General features: G+C 61.4%; 19 protein-coding genes. 10 read left to right on the top strand and 9 right to left on the bottom strand.

Going from position 1 to position 16223, the window contains the following annotated elements; all coding sequences use genetic code 11:
- Entirely contained in the window at positions 1-207 is a 207-nt protein-coding gene (locus tag Aeroheme_RS18385; RefSeq protein WP_005331055.1) for a PspC domain-containing protein, read from the top strand.
- Positions 208-255: 48 nt separating this feature from the next.
- Positions 256-474, top strand: coding sequence for an envelope stress response protein PspG (gene pspG, locus Aeroheme_RS18380; RefSeq protein WP_163147996.1), 219 nt, complete (start codon positions 256-258; stop codon positions 472-474).
- Between the two features lie 56 nt (positions 475-530).
- On the opposite strand, the gene Aeroheme_RS18375 is transcribed toward pspG, so the two are convergent.
- Together Aeroheme_RS18375 and rarD are read right to left on the bottom strand one after the other, a co-directional pair.
- Positions 531-875 carry a GIY-YIG nuclease family protein gene (locus Aeroheme_RS18375; protein ID WP_411166328.1) on the bottom strand — a complete coding sequence of 115 codons (345 nt, stop codon included), beginning with the start codon at positions 873-875 and terminating at the stop codon, positions 531-533.
- Entirely contained in the window at positions 872-1765 is an 894-nt protein-coding gene (rarD, locus tag Aeroheme_RS18370) for an EamA family transporter RarD (protein WP_408848232.1), read from the bottom strand. Before rarD ends, Aeroheme_RS18375 begins: the two co-directional genes overlap by 4 nt.
- A 101-nt stretch (positions 1766-1866) precedes the next feature.
- Between rarD and Aeroheme_RS18365 the strand changes: the two genes are divergently transcribed.
- Positions 1867-2448, top strand: coding sequence for a uracil-DNA glycosylase family protein (locus tag Aeroheme_RS18365; protein ID WP_411166327.1), 582 nt, complete (start codon positions 1867-1869; stop codon positions 2446-2448).
- Between the two features lies 1 nt (position 2449).
- Here the strand turns inward: Aeroheme_RS18365 and Aeroheme_RS18360 are convergent, their stop codons facing one another.
- Positions 2450-3307, bottom strand: coding sequence for a DMT family transporter (locus Aeroheme_RS18360; RefSeq protein WP_005331061.1), 858 nt, complete (start codon positions 3305-3307; stop codon positions 2450-2452).
- A 91-nt stretch (positions 3308-3398) separates the two neighbouring features.
- Here Aeroheme_RS18360 and Aeroheme_RS18355 point away from each other — a divergent pair, with 91 nt between their 5' ends.
- Positions 3399-4289, top strand: a complete 891-nt coding sequence (locus Aeroheme_RS18355; protein WP_025325605.1) for a LysR substrate-binding domain-containing protein — start codon at positions 3399-3401, stop codon at positions 4287-4289.
- A gap of 97 nt (positions 4290-4386) precedes the next feature.
- On the opposite strand, the gene znuB is transcribed toward Aeroheme_RS18355, so the two are convergent.
- Positions 4387-5166: a zinc ABC transporter permease subunit ZnuB gene (gene znuB, locus Aeroheme_RS18350; protein WP_025325606.1), complete on the bottom strand. Its 780-nt coding sequence runs from the start codon at positions 5164-5166 to the stop codon at positions 4387-4389.
- Positions 5167-5186: 20 nt separating this feature from the next.
- Entirely contained in the window at positions 5187-5951 is a 765-nt protein-coding gene (gene znuC / locus Aeroheme_RS18345; protein ID WP_025325607.1) for a zinc ABC transporter ATP-binding protein ZnuC, read from the bottom strand.
- Positions 5952-6045: 94 nt separating this feature from the next.
- Here znuC and znuA point away from each other — a divergent pair, with 94 nt between their 5' ends.
- Positions 6046-6984, top strand: coding sequence for a zinc ABC transporter substrate-binding protein ZnuA (znuA, locus tag Aeroheme_RS18340; RefSeq protein ID WP_411166326.1), 939 nt, complete (start codon positions 6046-6048; stop codon positions 6982-6984).
- A 76-nt stretch (positions 6985-7060) separates the two neighbouring features.
- A complete protein-coding gene (locus Aeroheme_RS18335) occupies positions 7061-7735 on the top strand; it encodes a transglutaminase-like cysteine peptidase (protein WP_106885056.1) in 675 nt (224 codons plus the stop codon).
- On the opposite strand, the gene Aeroheme_RS18330 is transcribed toward Aeroheme_RS18335, so the two are convergent.
- On the bottom strand, positions 7730-8671 hold the full coding sequence (locus Aeroheme_RS18330) for a TAXI family TRAP transporter solute-binding subunit (protein WP_411166325.1): 942 nt from the start codon (positions 8669-8671) through the stop codon (positions 7730-7732). The genes Aeroheme_RS18335 and Aeroheme_RS18330 overlap by 6 nt on opposite strands.
- The gene (locus Aeroheme_RS18325; RefSeq protein ID WP_411166324.1) at positions 8668-9966 is read right to left on the bottom strand and encodes a LapD/MoxY N-terminal periplasmic domain-containing protein; all 1299 of its coding nucleotides are present in this window, start codon (positions 9964-9966) and stop codon (positions 8668-8670) included. The genes Aeroheme_RS18330 and Aeroheme_RS18325 overlap by 4 nt, the downstream gene beginning before the upstream one ends.
- 270 nt (positions 9967-10236) lie before the next feature.
- Here Aeroheme_RS18325 and mepM point away from each other — a divergent pair, with 270 nt between their 5' ends.
- Complete coding sequence (gene mepM / locus Aeroheme_RS18320) at positions 10237-11574, top strand: murein DD-endopeptidase MepM (protein WP_139744064.1); 1338 nt, start codon at positions 10237-10239, stop codon at positions 11572-11574.
- Positions 11575-11639: 65 nt separating this feature from the next.
- Here the strand turns inward: mepM and Aeroheme_RS18315 are convergent, their stop codons facing one another.
- On the bottom strand, positions 11640-12584 hold the full coding sequence (locus tag Aeroheme_RS18315; protein ID WP_411166323.1) for a D-2-hydroxyacid dehydrogenase: 945 nt from the start codon (positions 12582-12584) through the stop codon (positions 11640-11642).
- 161 nt (positions 12585-12745) lie between these two features.
- Between Aeroheme_RS18315 and Aeroheme_RS18310 the strand changes: the two genes are divergently transcribed.
- A complete protein-coding gene (locus Aeroheme_RS18310) occupies positions 12746-13327 on the top strand; it encodes a YjaG family protein (RefSeq protein WP_106885051.1) in 582 nt (193 codons plus the stop codon).
- A gap of 65 nt (positions 13328-13392) precedes the next feature.
- Here Aeroheme_RS18310 and Aeroheme_RS18305 read toward each other — a convergent pair whose 3' ends face one another.
- Positions 13393-13872 carry a MarR family winged helix-turn-helix transcriptional regulator gene (locus Aeroheme_RS18305; RefSeq protein ID WP_025325615.1) on the bottom strand — a complete coding sequence of 160 codons (480 nt, stop codon included), beginning with the start codon at positions 13870-13872 and terminating at the stop codon, positions 13393-13395.
- A 163-nt stretch (positions 13873-14035) separates the two neighbouring features.
- Between Aeroheme_RS18305 and Aeroheme_RS18300 the strand changes: the two genes are divergently transcribed.
- Both Aeroheme_RS18300 and Aeroheme_RS18295 read left to right on the top strand, forming a co-directional pair.
- Positions 14036-14563, top strand: coding sequence for a hypothetical protein (locus Aeroheme_RS18300; protein WP_025325616.1), 528 nt, complete (start codon positions 14036-14038; stop codon positions 14561-14563).
- A gap of 9 nt (positions 14564-14572) precedes the next feature.
- Positions 14573-16171, top strand: a complete 1599-nt coding sequence (locus tag Aeroheme_RS18295; protein ID WP_106885050.1) for a BCCT family transporter — start codon at positions 14573-14575, stop codon at positions 16169-16171.
- Positions 16172-16223: the final 52 nt, after the last annotated feature.

The following is a 16223-nucleotide window of genomic DNA, read 5'->3' as shown; positions in this document are numbered from 1 at the left end:
ATGAGTCCCTGGCCCAAAGATCTGGCCCATCGCAAGCTGACCGGGGTCTGTGCCGGTCTGGCCAACGGGCTTGGGATCTCGAGGGTGACGGTGCGGGTGCTGGCCTTGCTGGCGCTTATCCTGATGCCGCCCCTGGCCCTGGCCCTCTATCTGCTGGCGGTGCTGGTCATGCCGCCCCGTCGTGAATTGAAACGCTGGCTGGACTGATCCCCGCATCAGAGCCGCCGGCCACTGCAAGCCTGTGAGGAGCACAACATGCTGGAATTTATCGTCTTGATGCTGGTGCTGGTGACCATGGCGCTGACCGGTTTTACCGTGCTGGCCATGCTGCTGGTAAGCGGGGTCTTCGTGCTGTTTGGCGCCCTGGCCGGCATGTTTGCCCTCATCATCAAGCTGGCGCCCTGGTTGCTGCTGGTGCTGGCGGTGTGCTGGTTGCTCAGCCACAGGCGCAAGCAGTCGAACACCTACCGTTAAACCTCCCTGACCCTTTACGGCCACCCTTTTGGGTGGCCTTTTTTATGGCGGCTGGTTCAGGGGGCCGGATTGATGGGGGCCGCGGCGGTGCTCAGCCAGGGTAGGCTCCAGTCGTGCCAGAGTTCGGGGTCGAGTACCAGGCGCTCCTTGAATGCCTTGCTCTGCTGCTTGAGGCGATACTCGAGGCGCAGCGCCTCGCCCTTGTCTGCCACCCCCTGGCGCCACACCAGGGTCAGCGGCCCCTTGCCACGCAGGGCGCGGGCGCCCTTGCCGCTCTGGTGCTGGTGCAGGCGCCGCTCGGGATCCGTGCTGATCCCCGCATAGAGCGAGCCCGCGCCGGTGCGCACCAGATAGATAAACCAGCGGGGGGACGGTGTATCGGCCACTATGGTCATGCTCATGTCTTGCGCCATTCGACCCCGCCGCGCCTGAGCAGGTGCAGGGGCAACAGGCTCACCAGCAGGCCGGCCCAGACGAAGGCGAAGCCCACCGACTTCACCGGATCCGGGATCTCGCCAAACCAGAAGATGGCGAGCAGGAAGGCGAGGCTCGGCTCTATGTATTGCAGCAGCCCCACTGTGCTCATGCGGGTGCGTGCCACTGCGTAGCAGAACAGCCCCACCGGCAGCAGGGTCGCGGGGGCTGTGCCCATCAGCAGCAGCTTGTCGGCCCAGTCCCCGGCCATGAACTGGCTTATCCCGTGCAGCCCCAGCCAGGCGAGGATCAGCAGGGCGACCGGAAGCTGGGCCAGGGACTCGAGATAGAGGCTGACACCGGCATCGTGGCGCACCTTCTTCTTGATGAGGCCGTAGAAGGCGAAGTTGGCCCCCATGATCAGGGAGAACCAGGGCAGCTCGCCGTAGGAGAACAGCATGTAGGCCAGCCCCGCCAGGGCCAGGGCGACCGCCAGATGCTTCTGGGGGGTGAGCCGCTCCTTGAGGAAGATCACGGCGAAGGCGATGTTGAACAGCGGCGTCATGAAGAAGGCGAGGCTGGTGGCCAGCACCTGGCCCGTGGTCAGGCACCAGGTGAACATACACCAGCTGATGGACATGACGGGGCCCGCCAGCAGGATGAGGCCAAGCTGGCGGGGCTCGCTGCGCAGGCGTGCCCAGGGGACCCGCGCCCCGAGCAGCAGGAAGAGGCCGCCCAGCAGGATGACAGACCAGAGTACCCGGTGGGAGAGCAACTCCCACATGTTGATCTCGGGCATGAACTGGTAATAGAGGGGCAGCATGCCCCAGAGCACGAAGGAGAGGGCCGCACTGCCGGGGCCCAGCCAGTTCTTCATCGCTTTCCGTTTATTAAATTAAACAAATGTGGCCGCATGATAAGTATCTGCCGCCGGTTCCACAAGCGGGATCCTGCCGGAAACTCTGTTACCATCAGGCCATGAACCGACTCGACCTGCTGTTTGAACAGATCCGGGCCTGCCGCCTGTGCGAGGCCCACCTGCCGCTAGGGCCAAGGCCGGTGATCCGCGGCAGCGAGCGTGCTCGCCTGCTGATCATTGGTCAGGCGCCCGGTACCCGCGTCCATGCCAGCGGCATCCCCTGGGATGATCCCTCCGGCGATCGGCTGCGCCACTGGCTCGGGGTGGACAAGGCCACCTTCTACGACGAGTCCAGCATCGCCATCATGCCGATGGGGCTCTGTTACCCCGGCAAAGGCAAGTCGGGGGATCTGCCGCCCAGACCCGAGTGCGCGCCCACCTGGCACGACAAGGTGCTGATGCTGTTGCCCAACATAGAGCTGACCCTGCTGATCGGGCAGTATGCCCAGCGCCACTATCTGCGTGAGGCGGGCAAGGATTCGCTTACCGAGACGGTGCGCAACTGGGCTGACTATGGCCCGGCCTGGTTGCCGTTGCCGCACCCTTCCCCCCGCAACACCTTCTGGCTCAAGAAGAATCCCTGGTTCGAGCAGGCCGTGATCCCCCATCTGCAGCAGAGGGTTGCCCCCTTGCTGCTCTGATTCAGACCGCCGGCTCGGCCAGCGGTTTTGACTTGCCGCGCGCCATGGCGACCAGCGGCAGTATGATGCACAGGCACCCCAGCAGCAGCGGCAGACCCGGTTGCTCGTCAAACAACCAGACCCCGATGGCGACCGCCATCAGCAGGCCCGTGTATTCCGCCGAGGCGATCTTGCTCGCCTCCGCCTTGCGATAGGCCACCACGCACAAGCCCGCATAGACCATGATCAGCGCCGAGGAGCCGAAGGCGGGCCACCACATCTGCCACTGCCAGGCTCCCCCTTCCCACCAGGCCAGCGCCAGTATGATGGGCATGCTCAGCACGTTGGTGAAGAACAGGGTCTGGGCTATGGGCTGCTTGAGGGGGATCCGCTTGATCAGCAGGTTGTTGACCGCCATGGAGAGCGCCACCCCGAGCGCCGCCAGGGCCGCCCAGTTCACCTCGGTCGGGCGCAGCACTATCAGCACACCGATGAAACCCACCAGGGCCGTCAACACCTTCTGGCGCGACAGCGCTTCCCCTGCTAGCCAGACCGCGAGCGGCACCATCAGCAGCGGGGCCGCATAGAAGAGGGCGTTGGCGGTGGCCAGCGGCAAGCGGGTGAGGGCGACCACCATCAGGCAGACGCCGATCGCCCAGATGTGAGCCCGCAGCAGGTGCCACTTGATGGCTACCGGCGGGTTGCGCCGCCAGGACCAGAGCAGCCAGGGTGCCAGCAGGAGGGCGGCGGAGAGCTGGCGGAAGAAGACGAACTGGAACACAGGCTGGCTCGGCTCCAGCACCTTGACCAGCGCATCGGAGAAGACCGCCACCATGTTGCCCAGCACCAGATAGAGGATGCCGATCCCGACTGCGTTCATACCACCTCCCACGTTAGATGAGGGAAGGGTAGTCTGACGCCCGTTATCCAGTAAAATGATAAAAAATCACCATCCATGAGAATTTTGGATAATGAAGCTACCTCCCCTGCGCGCCGTTCAATACTTCGAGGCGGTTGCCCGCCTGCTCAGCTTCTCCCGTGCGGCCCTGGAGCTCAATGTCAGCCAGAGCGCGGTCAGCCACCAGATCCGCCTGCTGGAGGACTTTCTGGGGGAGCGTCTGCTGCTGCGCCAGGGGCGCCTGCTGTCACTGACCGCCCAGGGGGAGAGCTATTTCGAGGGGATCTCCGCCGGGCTCGGCCAGATAGCCCAGAGCAGCGAACAGCTGCGCGGTGGCGGCGAGATGCGGCTGCGGCTCGCAGTCTACAGCTCGTTCGCGGTGAAGTGGCTGATCCCCAGGCTGGCCGGGCTGCGCCAGCTCTACCCCGAGCTGGATCTCAGCCTCGAGATGGTGGCGGAAGATCCCGAACTCTCCGATCGGGTGGCGGACTGCTTCATTACCGTCTCTCCCCACGGGCGCGGCTATTGCCACGATCTCATCTATCGGGAGCGGCTCTTTCCGGTCTGCAGCCGTCGCCTGTTGCAGCAGGTGGAGGGGGAGTGGCCTGCCGCCATCTGGCAGTTGCCGTTGCTCTCGGTGCAGTCCATCTACAAGGCGCGGGGGGAGGATTGGCAGCGCTGGGCCAAGGCGGGGGGGCTGGTCATTCCGGACGAGGCGCGGATGCACCACTTCAGTCATGTGCTGCTGGCGATGGAGGCGGCGGCCTGGGATCAGGGGGTGGCGTTTGTGAACGATTACATGCTGCGACCGGACGACCCCCAGTTGGTGGCCTTGCCGGTACACCAGCTGGAGACGGGGGATGCCTTCTACTTCACCTGCAAGCGATCCCGGGCCCATGAGCCCGCCATCAGTAGGCTGCGCCAGTGGCTGATGATGGAGACGCGCCAGAGCATGCCGCTCTAGCCGGTGGGCTGCCGGCTCAGGATAAACAAAGGGCAGGGGATGAACGAGGGGCCGAGATTCGGAGTGGCCTGATAACTAGGATCAGGCCACTCCAGGCTCAGGCTTTCTTGAACTGACTCAGGATAAAGAGGCTGGTGGCGCAGACCACGACCGAGGGGCCTGCGGGGGTGTCCTGGTACCAGGAGAGGGTCAGGCCCCCCAGCACGGCGAGACAGCCGATCAGGGCCGCGAAGCCGGCCATCTGCTCCGGCGTCTGGCTGAAGCGGCGGGCGGTGGCGGCGGGAATGATCAGCAAGGATGTGATGATCAGCGCCCCGACAAACTTCATGGCCACGGCTATCACCAGGCCTATCAGCAGCATCAGCACGCAGCGCAGCACATCGACCCGCACCCCTTCCACTCGCGCCAGCTCCTCCGAGATGGTCATGGAGAGCAGGGGATCCCACAGCCGCCACAGGGTGAGCAGCACCAGGGCGCCGCCGCCGTAGATCCAGAGCAGATCCATGGGCTGTACCGAGAGCAGGTCGCCGAACAGGTAGGCCATCAGATCCACCCGCACGTTGTCCATGAAGCTCAAGGTGACCAGGCCAAGGGAGAGGGCGCTGTGGGCCAGGATGCCGAGCAGGGTATCGGTCGCCACCTGCTGGTTGCGGCTCATGATCACCAGCAGCATGGCCATGGCGAGGCAGCAGACCACCACCGCCAGGGTAAGATCCACCTGCAGCAGTATGCCGAGGGCGATGCCGAACAGGCAGGCGTGGGAGAGGGTGTCGCCGAAGTAGGCCATCTTGCGCCACACCACGAAGCTGCCGAGGGGCCCGGCCAGCAGGGCGATGCCGAGGCCGGCCGCGAGGGCATATAACAGAAAGCTGTCCACTTGAATGTCCTTAACTGCGCTTATGGATTGCGAGACGGCAGGCGGATGACGGGGACCTGCGGCTCATGATGATGGTGTTCGCCGTCGCAGTGATGATGGTGGGTATAGACCGCCAGCACCTCCCGCTCCGGGCGTCCGAACAGGCGGGCAAATTCGGGGTGGCGTGCCACGCTCTCCGGCTCGCCGTGGCAGCAGACGTGGCGATTGAGGCAGATCACCTCGTGGGTGCTGGCCATCACCAGGTGCAGATCGTGGGAGACCATCAATACGGCGCAGTTGAACTCGGCCGCGAGCTGGCTGATGAGGGCGTAAAGCTCGATCTGGCCCGTGATATCCACCCCCTGGACCGGTTCGTCCAGCACCAGCAGCTCGGGCTTGACCAGCAGGGCGCGGGCCAGCAGCACTCGCTGCATCTCGCCGCCGGAGAGTTTCTGCATCCGGTTGTCCAGCAGCTCCTGGGCGCCGACCCGCTCCAGCGCTTCCTCGATGGAGAGGCGGCTGTTCTTGCCGAGCTGGAGGAAGCGGCGCACCGTCAGTGGCAGGGTGGGATCCAGATAGAGGCGCTGGGGAACATAGCCGACCCGCAGATCACGACGACGAATGATCTTGCCGGAGTCCGGGTTGAGCAGGCCCAGCACCAGCTTGCTCAGAGTGCTCTTGCCCGCCCCGTTGGGGCCGACTAGTGTGGTGATTTTGCCTTTGTTCAGGGTAAAGGAGACCTTGTCGAGCACGGACCGTCCGTCAAACGACAGACAGACCTCTTTCAGCTCCACCAGTTGGGTCATGACAGCTCCGGGGTTTACAGCCTGTGAGAGTTATAATATAACAGCGACGTTGGTTTGTTATATTATCACACACTCACTCCATGACGAGACCTCTATGCGAATTCTTACTCTGATCACTGCGCTGCTGGCGGTGAGTCTGCCTGTCCGCGCCCTCGAGGTGCTGACCACCATCAAGCCCCTGGGTTTTATCGCGGCGGCCATCACGGATGGCGTGAGCGAGCCCAAAGTCTTGCTGCCAACCGGCGCCTCTCCCCACGACTTCTCCCTGCGTCCTTCCGATATTCGCAGCATCAATGACGCCGATCTGGTGGTGTGGGTCGGCCCCGAGCTGGAAGGTTTCATGGCCAAGCCGCTGGCCGATCATCCCCACAAGCTGACCCTGACCCAGGTTCCGGGGATGCCGCTGTTCAACTACGCGACTCAGGGCAGCCAGGATCCCGCTCATCATGACGACCACGACCATGATCACGCCGCCCATGGGCACGATGACCATGATGAAGGTCATGAGGGGCATCACCACGAGGGGGTGGATCCCCATATCTGGCTGGGGCCGACCCATGCCAAGGTGATTGCCAAGGCGATCGCGACCGAGCTTGCCAAGCAGGATCCGGCCAATCAGGCCCGTTATGCCGCCAACCTTGCCGCATTCGATGCCAAGGTGGACGCCAAGGACAAGGTGATCGCCGAACAGATGAAGGCGGTGAACCAGAAGGGCTATTTCGTGTTTCACGAGGCCTATGGTTACTGGGAGCGTCACTACGGCATGAGCTCCAAGGGTCACTTCACCGTGAGCCCGGAGCGTCGCCCCGGCGCCAAGACGTTGGTGGAGATCCGCAAGGCGCTTGAAGAGAAGCAGGCGAGCTGCATCTATGCCGAGCCGCAATTCTCGCCTGCGGTGATCGAATCGGTCGCCCGCAACACAGGCGCCAAGGTGTTGCTGCTGGATGAAGTGGGTGAGCAGGTGACGCTCGGTCCCGATGCTTATCCGCACTTCATGCAACAGCTGGCCGACGCCTTCGCCCAGTGCCGCTGAGTCATCCCAGACTCGCCCTATGGGGCGGCCGCGGCCAACTATACTGACCTCCAGCGTCTGATATGGAGCGTCAGTTATGAAATTATTGCTTGTCCCCACCTGCACCCTGGCACTGTTCTGTGCCAGCGTGCAGGCCTCCCGCCTGTCCGAGCACATTGCCAGCCCCGAGCTGAAGGCAAAAATGCAGGAAGTCTATGGCGCCAGGGCTATCCAGCGCGCCGAGGCCTTTTCACGCCTGCTCGCGCCCAGAGCGGGCACCACGGATCAGCAGAAGCTGGAACTGGTCAATAACTACTTCAACAATCTGACCTACAGCGAGGATCCCAGGCTTTGGGGGGACGAGGACTACTGGGCCAATCCACTGGAATTCATCGGTGCCAGAGGGGGTGACTGCGAGGATTACAGCATCTCCAAGTACTACACCCTGATGGAGCTCGGCGTCGACGAGAAGAAACTGCGGCTGGCCTATGTGAAGGCGATCCGCTACAACCAGTTTCACATGGTGACGCTCTATTTCCCGACGACCAAGTCCGACCCTCTGGTGCTGGACAACATCAATGGTCGCATCCTGCCCGGCAGCAAGCGCAATGACCTGCAACCCGTGTACAGCTTCGACGCCAAGAGCATCTGGGTCATGAAGTCACGTCGTGAGGGGACCCTGGCCGGGAGTGCCGATCGCCTGACCCAATGGAAGTCGATGCAGAGCCGCTTCTCCAGCGAACATCTACGTGCCCCCCGCCGCCAGCTATAGCTTGCCTGCGGCCTTCAACTCCTCGAAATACCTTGCCGCCCCCGGATGTTGCGGGGCGTTCAGCACAGGACCAATCTTGTTGCGCGCCTTGTGGAACAGGTTGGCATAGCCATAGGTCTGCTCGTTGAAACTGGTCTGCTGGCTCAGCATAGCCTTGGTCAGGCGATAGGCGTCTTCATCCGGCGTGGCGGCATTGGTCACCAGGGTGGCGGCGATGGCAAAGGTGGGGGTGGCTTTCAGGTTGCCGGGATAGATGCGGGCCGGTACCTGGCTACGCTGGTAGAATTTGACGCCTTGCAGCAGTTGATCCCGAGTCGCACCTTCGATGGCCATGAAACGGATGGCGCAGCGCTTGGATGTCTCCAGCACGATCCGGTTCGGGTGCCCCATCACCAACCCATAGGCATCGATCTGTTTGCTGCACAAGGCTTCGGACAGATTGGCCACGCTCTTCAGATCGAGATCCTGTTCCTTTGCCCCCAAGACGTTGAACAGTGCCAGCGCCGTCTGGCGAGTGCCCGAACTCTTGAGTCCCATGTCGATGGGGGCCAGTTTGAGTTGCTCCAGGGTGGTGATGTCGCCATCGGCCCGCACCACTATGGTGAAAGGCTCAGCATGGGTGGCAAAGAGGGTTCTCAATTCGGGCTGGGGTTGCTTGGCGAAGGGTCCCGTGCCCTGGCTGGCCTGATAGAGCCAGTCAGACTGGACGAGGGCGTAGGGGATCTCTTTGGCTTGCAACTGCCGCAGATTCTCGATGGAGCCCGAACTGGCCTGCGGTTTGCATTGCAGTGTGGGGTCGCTCTTGTAAGCCAGTCGGCAGAACTCCTTGATGACCTGGTAATAGATACCCTGTTCTCCCCCCGTGCCTATGGTCATGGACACCGCATGCGAGCCGGGCTGCCACAACAGGGCAAGCAATAGGATAGGGATTCTCATGATGCCTCCTGGCTGGCATAGCCATCGATGCCCCAACTGCGCAGGGTATCCGTGTCGTTGATGTCGCCAGCTTCCGCCAGCAGGGTATAGCCGGAGGCATGCAGACACTGGGAAAGCAGGTTCCAGTAGAGGGGGGCCTGGGTCAGCTGGCAGCTGATGAAGACCGGCTTGATGGGGTCTAGCTTCGTCAGGTTGTCGTTGTTCATGGGCACATTGCTGAATGCCATCTCGACCCCCTGAGCCTGAAGCGCCCCCAGGCGCTCCTCGGCCAGAGGAGGGAAGCTTGCCAGATCCCAGCGCCAGTCTAGGGTCTTGCCCCTGGCGCTGGCCAGGGAGGAGGCGAACTGTGCCCAGTCGGGATGATTGAGCAGGCTGAGGGGGAGCTGTAGCCCTTCCGTCTTCTGGGTCAGCCAGTCGTTGAGCAGCGCCCGGATCTCATCCGGCGAGCTGTCCGTGGTAGGTGGGGTCTGGGGCAGTAGGCGGCTATAGAGGCGGATGTTTCCCTGAGTGGAGAAAAAGTGTTGCAGATACATGCCGTTGGCGATGTCGGTCAGCCCCGCGAGTTTCTGATGGGCCAGCAGGCTGTCATGTTTGCCGAGCTGGGTGATCTTGAGTCTTTGCTGCAGCAGATCCCGCTTGCGCTCGGAGACCAGCTGGTTGATGGAGACCACGACCTCCTGCAACTCGCGAAGCCATGGGGTAGGCAGATTGCCGCTGAACTGGCGTTTGCGGATCTGCACCAGTTGCAGGCTGACTTGTTCGAGGGGGCGCAGCAGGCGGCCGCATACCCAGGTGATCACCAGAGTGAATACCAGCAGCCCCGCGAGCAGTGCCAGTCCGGTGCGGCTGATGGCGTTCCAGAGGTGTTGGTAGGCGTATCCCTCGTGGCCTTCGAGGATGAGGGTGCCTAGAATGCGCCAGCCATCGGTGAGCTCCTGCTCGATCTTGACAGGTGGCATGTGGACGACAGCGGGCAGCCAGCTGGGGATATTTTGCTGGGCCGTGTGGAAGACTTTCTGGAACAGCAACTGGCCATCGGGATCCAGCAGCGTGACCGAGCTGACGAAGCCGCCATCGAACATGGCGTTGACTATGGTTTCCGCCAGCACCTTGTCATCGTTGAGCAGGGTGCCTTGCAGTACCAGACCCAGGGCCGTGATGGCCGTCTCCAGGTTGGCCGACATCTGATCGAGGATGGACTGCCGTACCGTGGTGATCTCCAGCATGAGCAGCAGAATGGCACCAATGGTGAACAGGATCAGGATGATTACATTTAACAATCTTGCCAATGACATACCCACTCCCTGGAAATGTTTTTGCAACATCTGATGGTCCGGGGGTGAACGCAACCGGACTTGGTTCTTAAAAATAGAAAAAAATGGCTGAAAAAGGCGATCATTTCTGCCCATGCAGGAAGGTTATGCATAAAATGTGAGTTTCGTGCATATCGCGATGAACTTTTTGTAAGTATTTAGGTCTAAAACCCAGATATTCGGTTTTCATAATAAAAAATCATAAAAACAGACCCACAACTACCACCCTTAGATCTAATAACAGGATAGCGGATGAAACGTCTCCGTCCCTTGGTAGCACAGGCTGCCAATTGGGAACCCCCGGTTCCCCGCAAACATTTTTACGCCATGCTATTGCTCACGGCCATGACGCTGTCAGCGGTAGCCGTATTGCCAGCTCCAGGTGACATCCTTGAGCGGCCATTGCGTCTGGAGTTGCCCATTGCCACCACTGGCACGGCAACCAACGAAGACAATACGGATTTTAACGACATCCCGGATCACGAACTGGTGGAAGCCGCGGCGCCGGAAGATGACATTCCGGCCGATGCCACGCCCCAGTGGCAGGATTACCGGGTACGCAACGGCGAGAACCTGACCACCATCTTCAACAATCTCGGCCTCTCCACCACCACCCTCTACAAGGTGCTGGATGCGGATGCCAAGAACAATCTGGCCCGCCTCAAGCCTGGCCAGACCATAGAGTTGCTGATCGATCAGGACAACATACTGCAGCAGCTGAAGATCCGCCTGAACATCAAGCAGACTCTGGTGCTGGAGCGTACCGACGACACTTACAGCGCCAACATGCTCAATGAAGAGGTGCAGTGGCAGCAGAAGAGTTATGACGGCGTCATCAATGGCAGCTTCTACGTCAGCGCCCGCAACGCGGGGATCCCGGCCAACCACATCCAGAAGATTGCCAACCTGTTCCAGTGGCGCCTGAATTTCGCCAAGGATTTACAAAAAGGCGACAAGTTCAAGGTGTTGGTGAGACAGGAGACGGTGGAGGGCAAGAGCACGGGCAACACCCAGCTGCTGGGCGTCGAAGTGTTCAGCCAGGGCAAGGCGGTATCGGCCTGGCTGTCGGAAGATGGCAACTATTATGACGGTCAGGCGAACAGCCTGGAGCGCGGCTTCCGCCGGTATCCGACCCATAGTCGCTATCGGGTCAGCTCCAACTTCAACCCGGCCCGACGCCACCCCATTACCGGCCAGGTCCGCCCCCATGAGGGGACTGACTTCGCCCTGCCGGTGGGGACGCCCGTGATGGCGACCGGTGACGGTGTCGTGCTCAAGGCGACCCGCCACCCCCTCGCGGGCACCTATGTGGTGATAAAGCACGGCCGCACCCTGATGACTCGCTATCTGCACCTGAGCAAGTTGCTGGTCAAACCCGGTCAGAAGGTGAAGATGGGGGACAAGATAGCGCTCTCCGGCAACACGGGCCGCTCTACCGGTGCCCATCTGCACTACGAGGTGCGAGTCAACAACCGCCCGGTGGATCCCATGAAGGTCAAGCTGCCGATGGCGGAGCCGCTCTCCGGCAAGGACAAGCGCCAGTTCCTTGCCAAGGTGAAGAGCTATCGCAAGGAGATGGAGGCGGGTTGAGCCCCTCTCTGCGTATACAAAAAGGCCCCGCCAATCTGGCGGGGCCTTTTTGCTGGTGGTTGGGCTCAGTAACCCTTGTCGAAGTCGATGCGGCCATCGAGTTGCTGGCCGTCGATGAAGCGGATGTAGTTGCGGATAAAGATCTGGGCCACATCTTCCGGGAAGCTGTAGGCACTGTTGTGGGGGGTGATGATGAGATTGGGCTGATGCCAGAGCGGGCTGTCAGCGGGCAGGGGCTCCTGCTCGAACACATCCAGCACCGCAGTGCCCAGCTTGCCGCCGCGCAATGCCGCCAGCAGATCCCCTTCATGGACCGCATTGCCCCGGCCGACGTTGAAGAAGATGGCCCCCGGCTTGCATTGGTTGAAGCGATCGGCGGTGAACAGATGGCGGGTCTCGCGGGTCGCCGGCAGTACGCTGACGATGACGTCGGCCTGGGCCAGCATCTTGTTCAGCGTCGGCAGCTGATACACCTGATCGAAGCCGGCGCGCTCATTGCCACTGTGGCTGATGCCGAGCACCCGCATGCCGAAGTGCTTGGCGGTGTGGGCTATGTGCTGGCCTATGCTGCCGGTGCCCAGGATCAGCATGGTGCGCCCCTTGAGCCCCTGATAGGGATGGCTCTGCCACAGTCGCTGTTGCTGCTGTTCGCGGTAGAGCGGCAACTGGCGCGACAGGTTGAGCAGGTGGCCGAACACATACTCGCTCATCAGCGGCCCGAAGATGCCGCGCACATTGGTGAGCAGGTAGTCGCGGCGGCAGCTGGCATCCAGCAGCACGTCGACCCCGGCGTAGGTGGACTGGAGCCAGCTCAGCCTGTCGGCCTTGGCCAGCAGGGGTCTGGCCCGTGCCGGTTCTGCCATCAGGATATGGGCATCACCGATCATCTTCTCGGCATCGCTCTGGTTGTCGGCCCGCAGTATGTGCAGATGGGGAAGGCGGGCGGCCTTGAGCAGGCGCTCATAGTGGTTGTTGTCCTGGCTGAGCAGAAGCAGGGTACGTTGGCTCATACTCTTGTTCCTTATCATGTTTGCGGCACGGCGGAGGAGGGGTCTGTCCTCATCTTACCCCAGTTGATCGGGCAAGATAGTCGACCAGGGCGCTTTTTCGTTTTCGCCACGCCCCTCGTGGGCTACAATCTGCCCCACATTTTGCAAAGGATCCGACTCCAGTGTTTGGTGACAAGTTTTATAAGCGACTGGCCGAGCTGCAGCCTTGGCAGCAGACCGTCTACACCCTGGCGCTGGCAGAGCGCATGTACCCCAACTATGTGCTGTTTACCCAGGCAGCCGGTTTCGGGGATGCGAAGGCGTTTCGCCACGCGCTGGATCAGATGTGGAACTACCTCACCGTGAAGGGATCCCGCGTCAATCTTGGGGCCATCCTGGAGGCGTTCGAGGTCTATATTCCCGAGCCTGGCAAGTTTGAATCCTACGGGGCCTACCCGGCGCTGGATGCCTGCGTGGCGCTGGGCTGTGCCTACAACTCGGTGATCTGCCGGGTGGGGGAAGAAGCCATGGATGCCAGCCACGCTTCGGTCGGTACAGTGGCGGGTTTCATCGAGATGCTGGAAGAGCGGGATCTCAGTGACGAAGAGCTCTACGAGCACGAATACATCGAGGCAGAACTGGAGTTCCAGGTCGAGCTGCTCAAGCAGGTCGCCCATGAGCGCGACAGCGATCGCATCCTGGCCATCCGCACCTTTGCGGCCCAGGGTGGCGTCTCCAACATAGGCATCAGCCTGGAAGAGTGATCTCCCCGCACGCTTCCCATAAAAAAAGCTCCCATTCGGGAGCTTTTTTTATGGCCGTCGTTTGTTCAGGCGCGCTCTTCGGTGAGCGGTCTGACGCTTAGCACGGGAGCCGCGTCTATGCCGTCGGCATTCATCATGGCCGAGATCCGTTGCAGGGAGGAGAGCAGCAGTCCCTGCTCCCAGTTCTCCAGGGCCTGGAAGCGCTGGATGAAGCTCTCCTGCAGCGGGGTGGGGGCCTGGGCGAGCAGGGCGCGACCCGCGTCAGTCAGTGTCGCATGCACCTTGCGCTTGTCGGTTTCGCTGCGGATGCGCTGCACCAGCTGGCGGCTCTCTAGCCTGTCCATGATGGTGGTCGCGGTGGCCTGGCTCATGTTGGTGTGATCGGCGAGCTGGCGCATGGAGATCTGGCCAAGCTCGTTGATCCCCTTGAGCAGCAGGAGCTGCGGCGACGTCAGCCCGGCCTCCTTGATCAGGCGCTTGGAGTGCATGTCGATGGCACGGATGATCTGGCGCAGAGCAATCAGCACTTCATCATGTTTTTCCATGGAGTCGGGGTCATCGCAGGGCAGTGGAGAGGCGCAAAATTCTCCGCCTAATCCCCAACAAGGTCAATATGGCTTTTGGTGTAATCATTTCTGCTCTAATGAATTTTATGTTAGGTTATTGGACAATTGCCGCATTTAAACCCGATATTTGAGGAGTGACATCATGAATGACGACCTGGATATCAAGTCCCTGGTTGCCGACCTTCGCGTGGTCAGGGTCCGCTATGAACTGCCAGATACCTCGGCTTTCGTGCGTTATCAGCCCGCCTATGACGAGGATCCCAACAACCTGCAAGTGCATCACTACGATGGTGAGCTGCCGCTCTCCTGCAGCGACACAGGTTCTTTCAGTCTAAAGGAGTTGGTGAACGAATTGCGCTACGCCTATGTGCTGGTGCACCTCTTCCCCGACGAGAGTGCCATGAACTTCTACCTGGCCGGTCTGGACAATGGCCTGGCCCAGCTCGAGTTCATCGGCGGCTCCTATGACTTCAACCGGCTCTGGATCACCAGCGGGGTCTCCAGTCTGGGGGTGCCCATGGCCATCTTCCTCGGCAAGCGTCACGCCGTGAACGGCCAGCCTTCGGTCACCCTGGTGGATCACCGCGAGCGGGTGGCGGGTCGACTGGTCTATCGCGCCATCGGTGGTGCGGGGGATCACGTGGGTGAAGATTTTTTCAACAATGACTAAGGAGGCCCGATGAGAGCAACCAAAGGGCTATTGAAAGGCCTCAATCCCACCATGGCCATGACGGCCCTCACCGTCGTGACCCTGTTCCTGTTGTTTGGCGTGTTTGACCCGGATACCGCGGGAACCTGGTTCACCGGCGCCAAGGACACCATCATTGCCGGCTTCAAGTGGTACTACATTCTGGTGGTTGCCCTGTTCCTGTTCTTCGCCGTCTACCTGATGTTCAGCCGTTTTGGCAGCATTCGACTGGGCGACGACGACCAGGTACCGGAGTTCGGCTACTTCGCCTGGTTCTCCATGTTGTTCAGCGCCGGCATGGGCATAGGCCTAGTGTTCTGGAGCATAGCCGAGCCCATGTATCACCTGCAGGGCAACCCCTTCGTCACCGAAGGGATGACGCCGGAAGCAGCCCAGATCGCCATGCGCCTCACCTTCTTCCACTGGGGTCTGCACCCCTGGGCCATCTATGTGATCGTCGGCCTGTCGCTGGCCTTCTTCAGCTACCGTCGCAAGTTGCCGCTGGCCATTCGCTCCGTGCTCTACCCTATTCTCGGCGAGCGGATCTACGGCTTCTGGGGCCACGCCGCCGACGTGCTGGCGGTGTTCGGCACAGTGTTCGGGGTGGCCACCTCCCTGGGGCTTGGTGTCTCCCAGATGAACACCGGCCTCAACCAGATGTTCGGCATGGAAGTCTCCCAGCACAGCCAGCTCTGGCTCATCGGTGGCATCAGTCTGATCGCCACCCTGTCGGCCATCTCAGGCGTGGGGCGCGGGGTGAAGATCCTCTCCGAACTCAACATCTGGCTCAGCGCCTTCATCCTCGCCCTCTTCCTGGTGCTGGGGCCGACCACCTATATCCTCAACGCCTATGTGCAGAACATCGGCGATTACCTGCAAAACATCGTCAAACTGAGCTTCTGGACCAACACCGAAGCCAACGGCACCTCGGCCTGGCAATCGAGCTGGACCGCCTTCTACTGGGGCTGGTGGATAGCCTGGGCCCCCTTCGTCGGCATGTTCATCGCCCGCATCTCCAAGGGGCGCACCATTCGTGAGTTCGTGCTCGGCGTGCTGCTGGTGCCCTCCCTGCTCGGCATGTTCTGGCTCACTGTGTTCGGCGGTACCGCCATGCATCTGGAGCTGTTCGGCGGCGGTGGCGTGGTGGCGGCGGTCAACCAGGACGTGACCCTGGCGCTCTACAAGACAGTGGAGCTGCTGCACTGGGAGACCTTCGGCTGGATTGCGAAAGGGGTGCTGACCCTGCTGATCTGCACCTACTTCATCACCTCCAGCGACTCGGGCACGCTGGTCATCACCACCCTGCTCTCCATCGGCGATCAGGATCCCCCCGTGCTGCACCGCGCCATCTGGGGGCTGGGTCAGGGGCTGGTGGCGGCCATTCTGCTGGTATCTGGCGGCCTGGCGGCCTTGCAGGCGGCCAGCATCATAGCCGCGCTGCCGTTCTCGCTGATCATGCTGGCCATGTGCTATTCGCTGATGCAGGGGCTCAAGCAGGAGAGTCAGCACCAGTTCGAATACCGGCAGAAGCTCAAGCGCCATCCCGGCTCGGTCAATCTGAGCCTGCTGGATCGCATAGGTCCGGGCTGATGGCCCAGTACCATTGAGGCAAAACGAAGGGGAACCGCGAGGCTCCCCTTTT

The sequence above is a fragment of the Aeromonas sp. DSM 116730 genome (genome assembly GCF_046581335.1).
Lineage (GTDB): Bacteria > Pseudomonadota > Gammaproteobacteria > Enterobacterales > Aeromonadaceae > Aeromonas > Aeromonas rivipollensis.
The sequence above is the reverse complement of the archived record's forward strand: the minus strand, read 5'-3'. Positions and strand labels throughout refer to the sequence as shown.

Coding starts and splice junctions, on each gene's coding strand:
- Aeroheme_RS18365 (WP_411166327.1), top strand. CDS start 1,867: ATGAACCGACTCGACCTGCTGTTTGAACAGATCCGGGCCTGCCGCCTG.
- znuA (WP_411166326.1), top strand. CDS start 6,046: ATGCGAATTCTTACTCTGATCACTGCGCTGCTGGCGGTGAGTCTGCCT.
- Aeroheme_RS18300 (WP_025325616.1), top strand. CDS start 14,036: ATGAATGACGACCTGGATATCAAGTCCCTGGTTGCCGACCTTCGCGTG.
- rarD (WP_408848232.1), bottom strand. CDS start 1,765: ATGAAGAACTGGCTGGGCCCCGGCAGTGCGGCCCTCTCCTTCGTGCTC.
- Aeroheme_RS18335 (WP_106885056.1), top strand. CDS start 7,061: ATGAAATTATTGCTTGTCCCCACCTGCACCCTGGCACTGTTCTGTGCC.
- mepM (WP_139744064.1), top strand. CDS start 10,237: ATGAAACGTCTCCGTCCCTTGGTAGCACAGGCTGCCAATTGGGAACCC.
- Aeroheme_RS18315 (WP_411166323.1), bottom strand. CDS start 12,584: ATGAGCCAACGTACCCTGCTTCTGCTCAGCCAGGACAACAACCACTAT.
- Aeroheme_RS18295 (WP_106885050.1), top strand. CDS start 14,573: ATGAGAGCAACCAAAGGGCTATTGAAAGGCCTCAATCCCACCATGGCC.
- Aeroheme_RS18305 (WP_025325615.1), bottom strand. CDS start 13,872: ATGGAAAAACATGATGAAGTGCTGATTGCTCTGCGCCAGATCATCCGT.
- Aeroheme_RS18330 (WP_411166325.1), bottom strand. CDS start 8,671: ATGAGAATCCCTATCCTATTGCTTGCCCTGTTGTGGCAGCCCGGCTCG.
- Aeroheme_RS18385 (WP_005331055.1), top strand. CDS start 1: ATGAGTCCCTGGCCCAAAGATCTGGCCCATCGCAAGCTGACCGGGGTC.
- Aeroheme_RS18375 (WP_411166328.1), bottom strand. CDS start 875: ATGAGCATGACCATAGTGGCCGATACACCGTCCCCCCGCTGGTTTATC.
- Aeroheme_RS18325 (WP_411166324.1), bottom strand. CDS start 9,966: ATGTCATTGGCAAGATTGTTAAATGTAATCATCCTGATCCTGTTCACC.
- pspG (WP_163147996.1), top strand. CDS start 256: ATGCTGGAATTTATCGTCTTGATGCTGGTGCTGGTGACCATGGCGCTG.
- Aeroheme_RS18355 (WP_025325605.1), top strand. CDS start 3,399: ATGAAGCTACCTCCCCTGCGCGCCGTTCAATACTTCGAGGCGGTTGCC.
- Aeroheme_RS18360 (WP_005331061.1), bottom strand. CDS start 3,307: ATGAACGCAGTCGGGATCGGCATCCTCTATCTGGTGCTGGGCAACATG.
- znuC (WP_025325607.1), bottom strand. CDS start 5,951: ATGACCCAACTGGTGGAGCTGAAAGAGGTCTGTCTGTCGTTTGACGGA.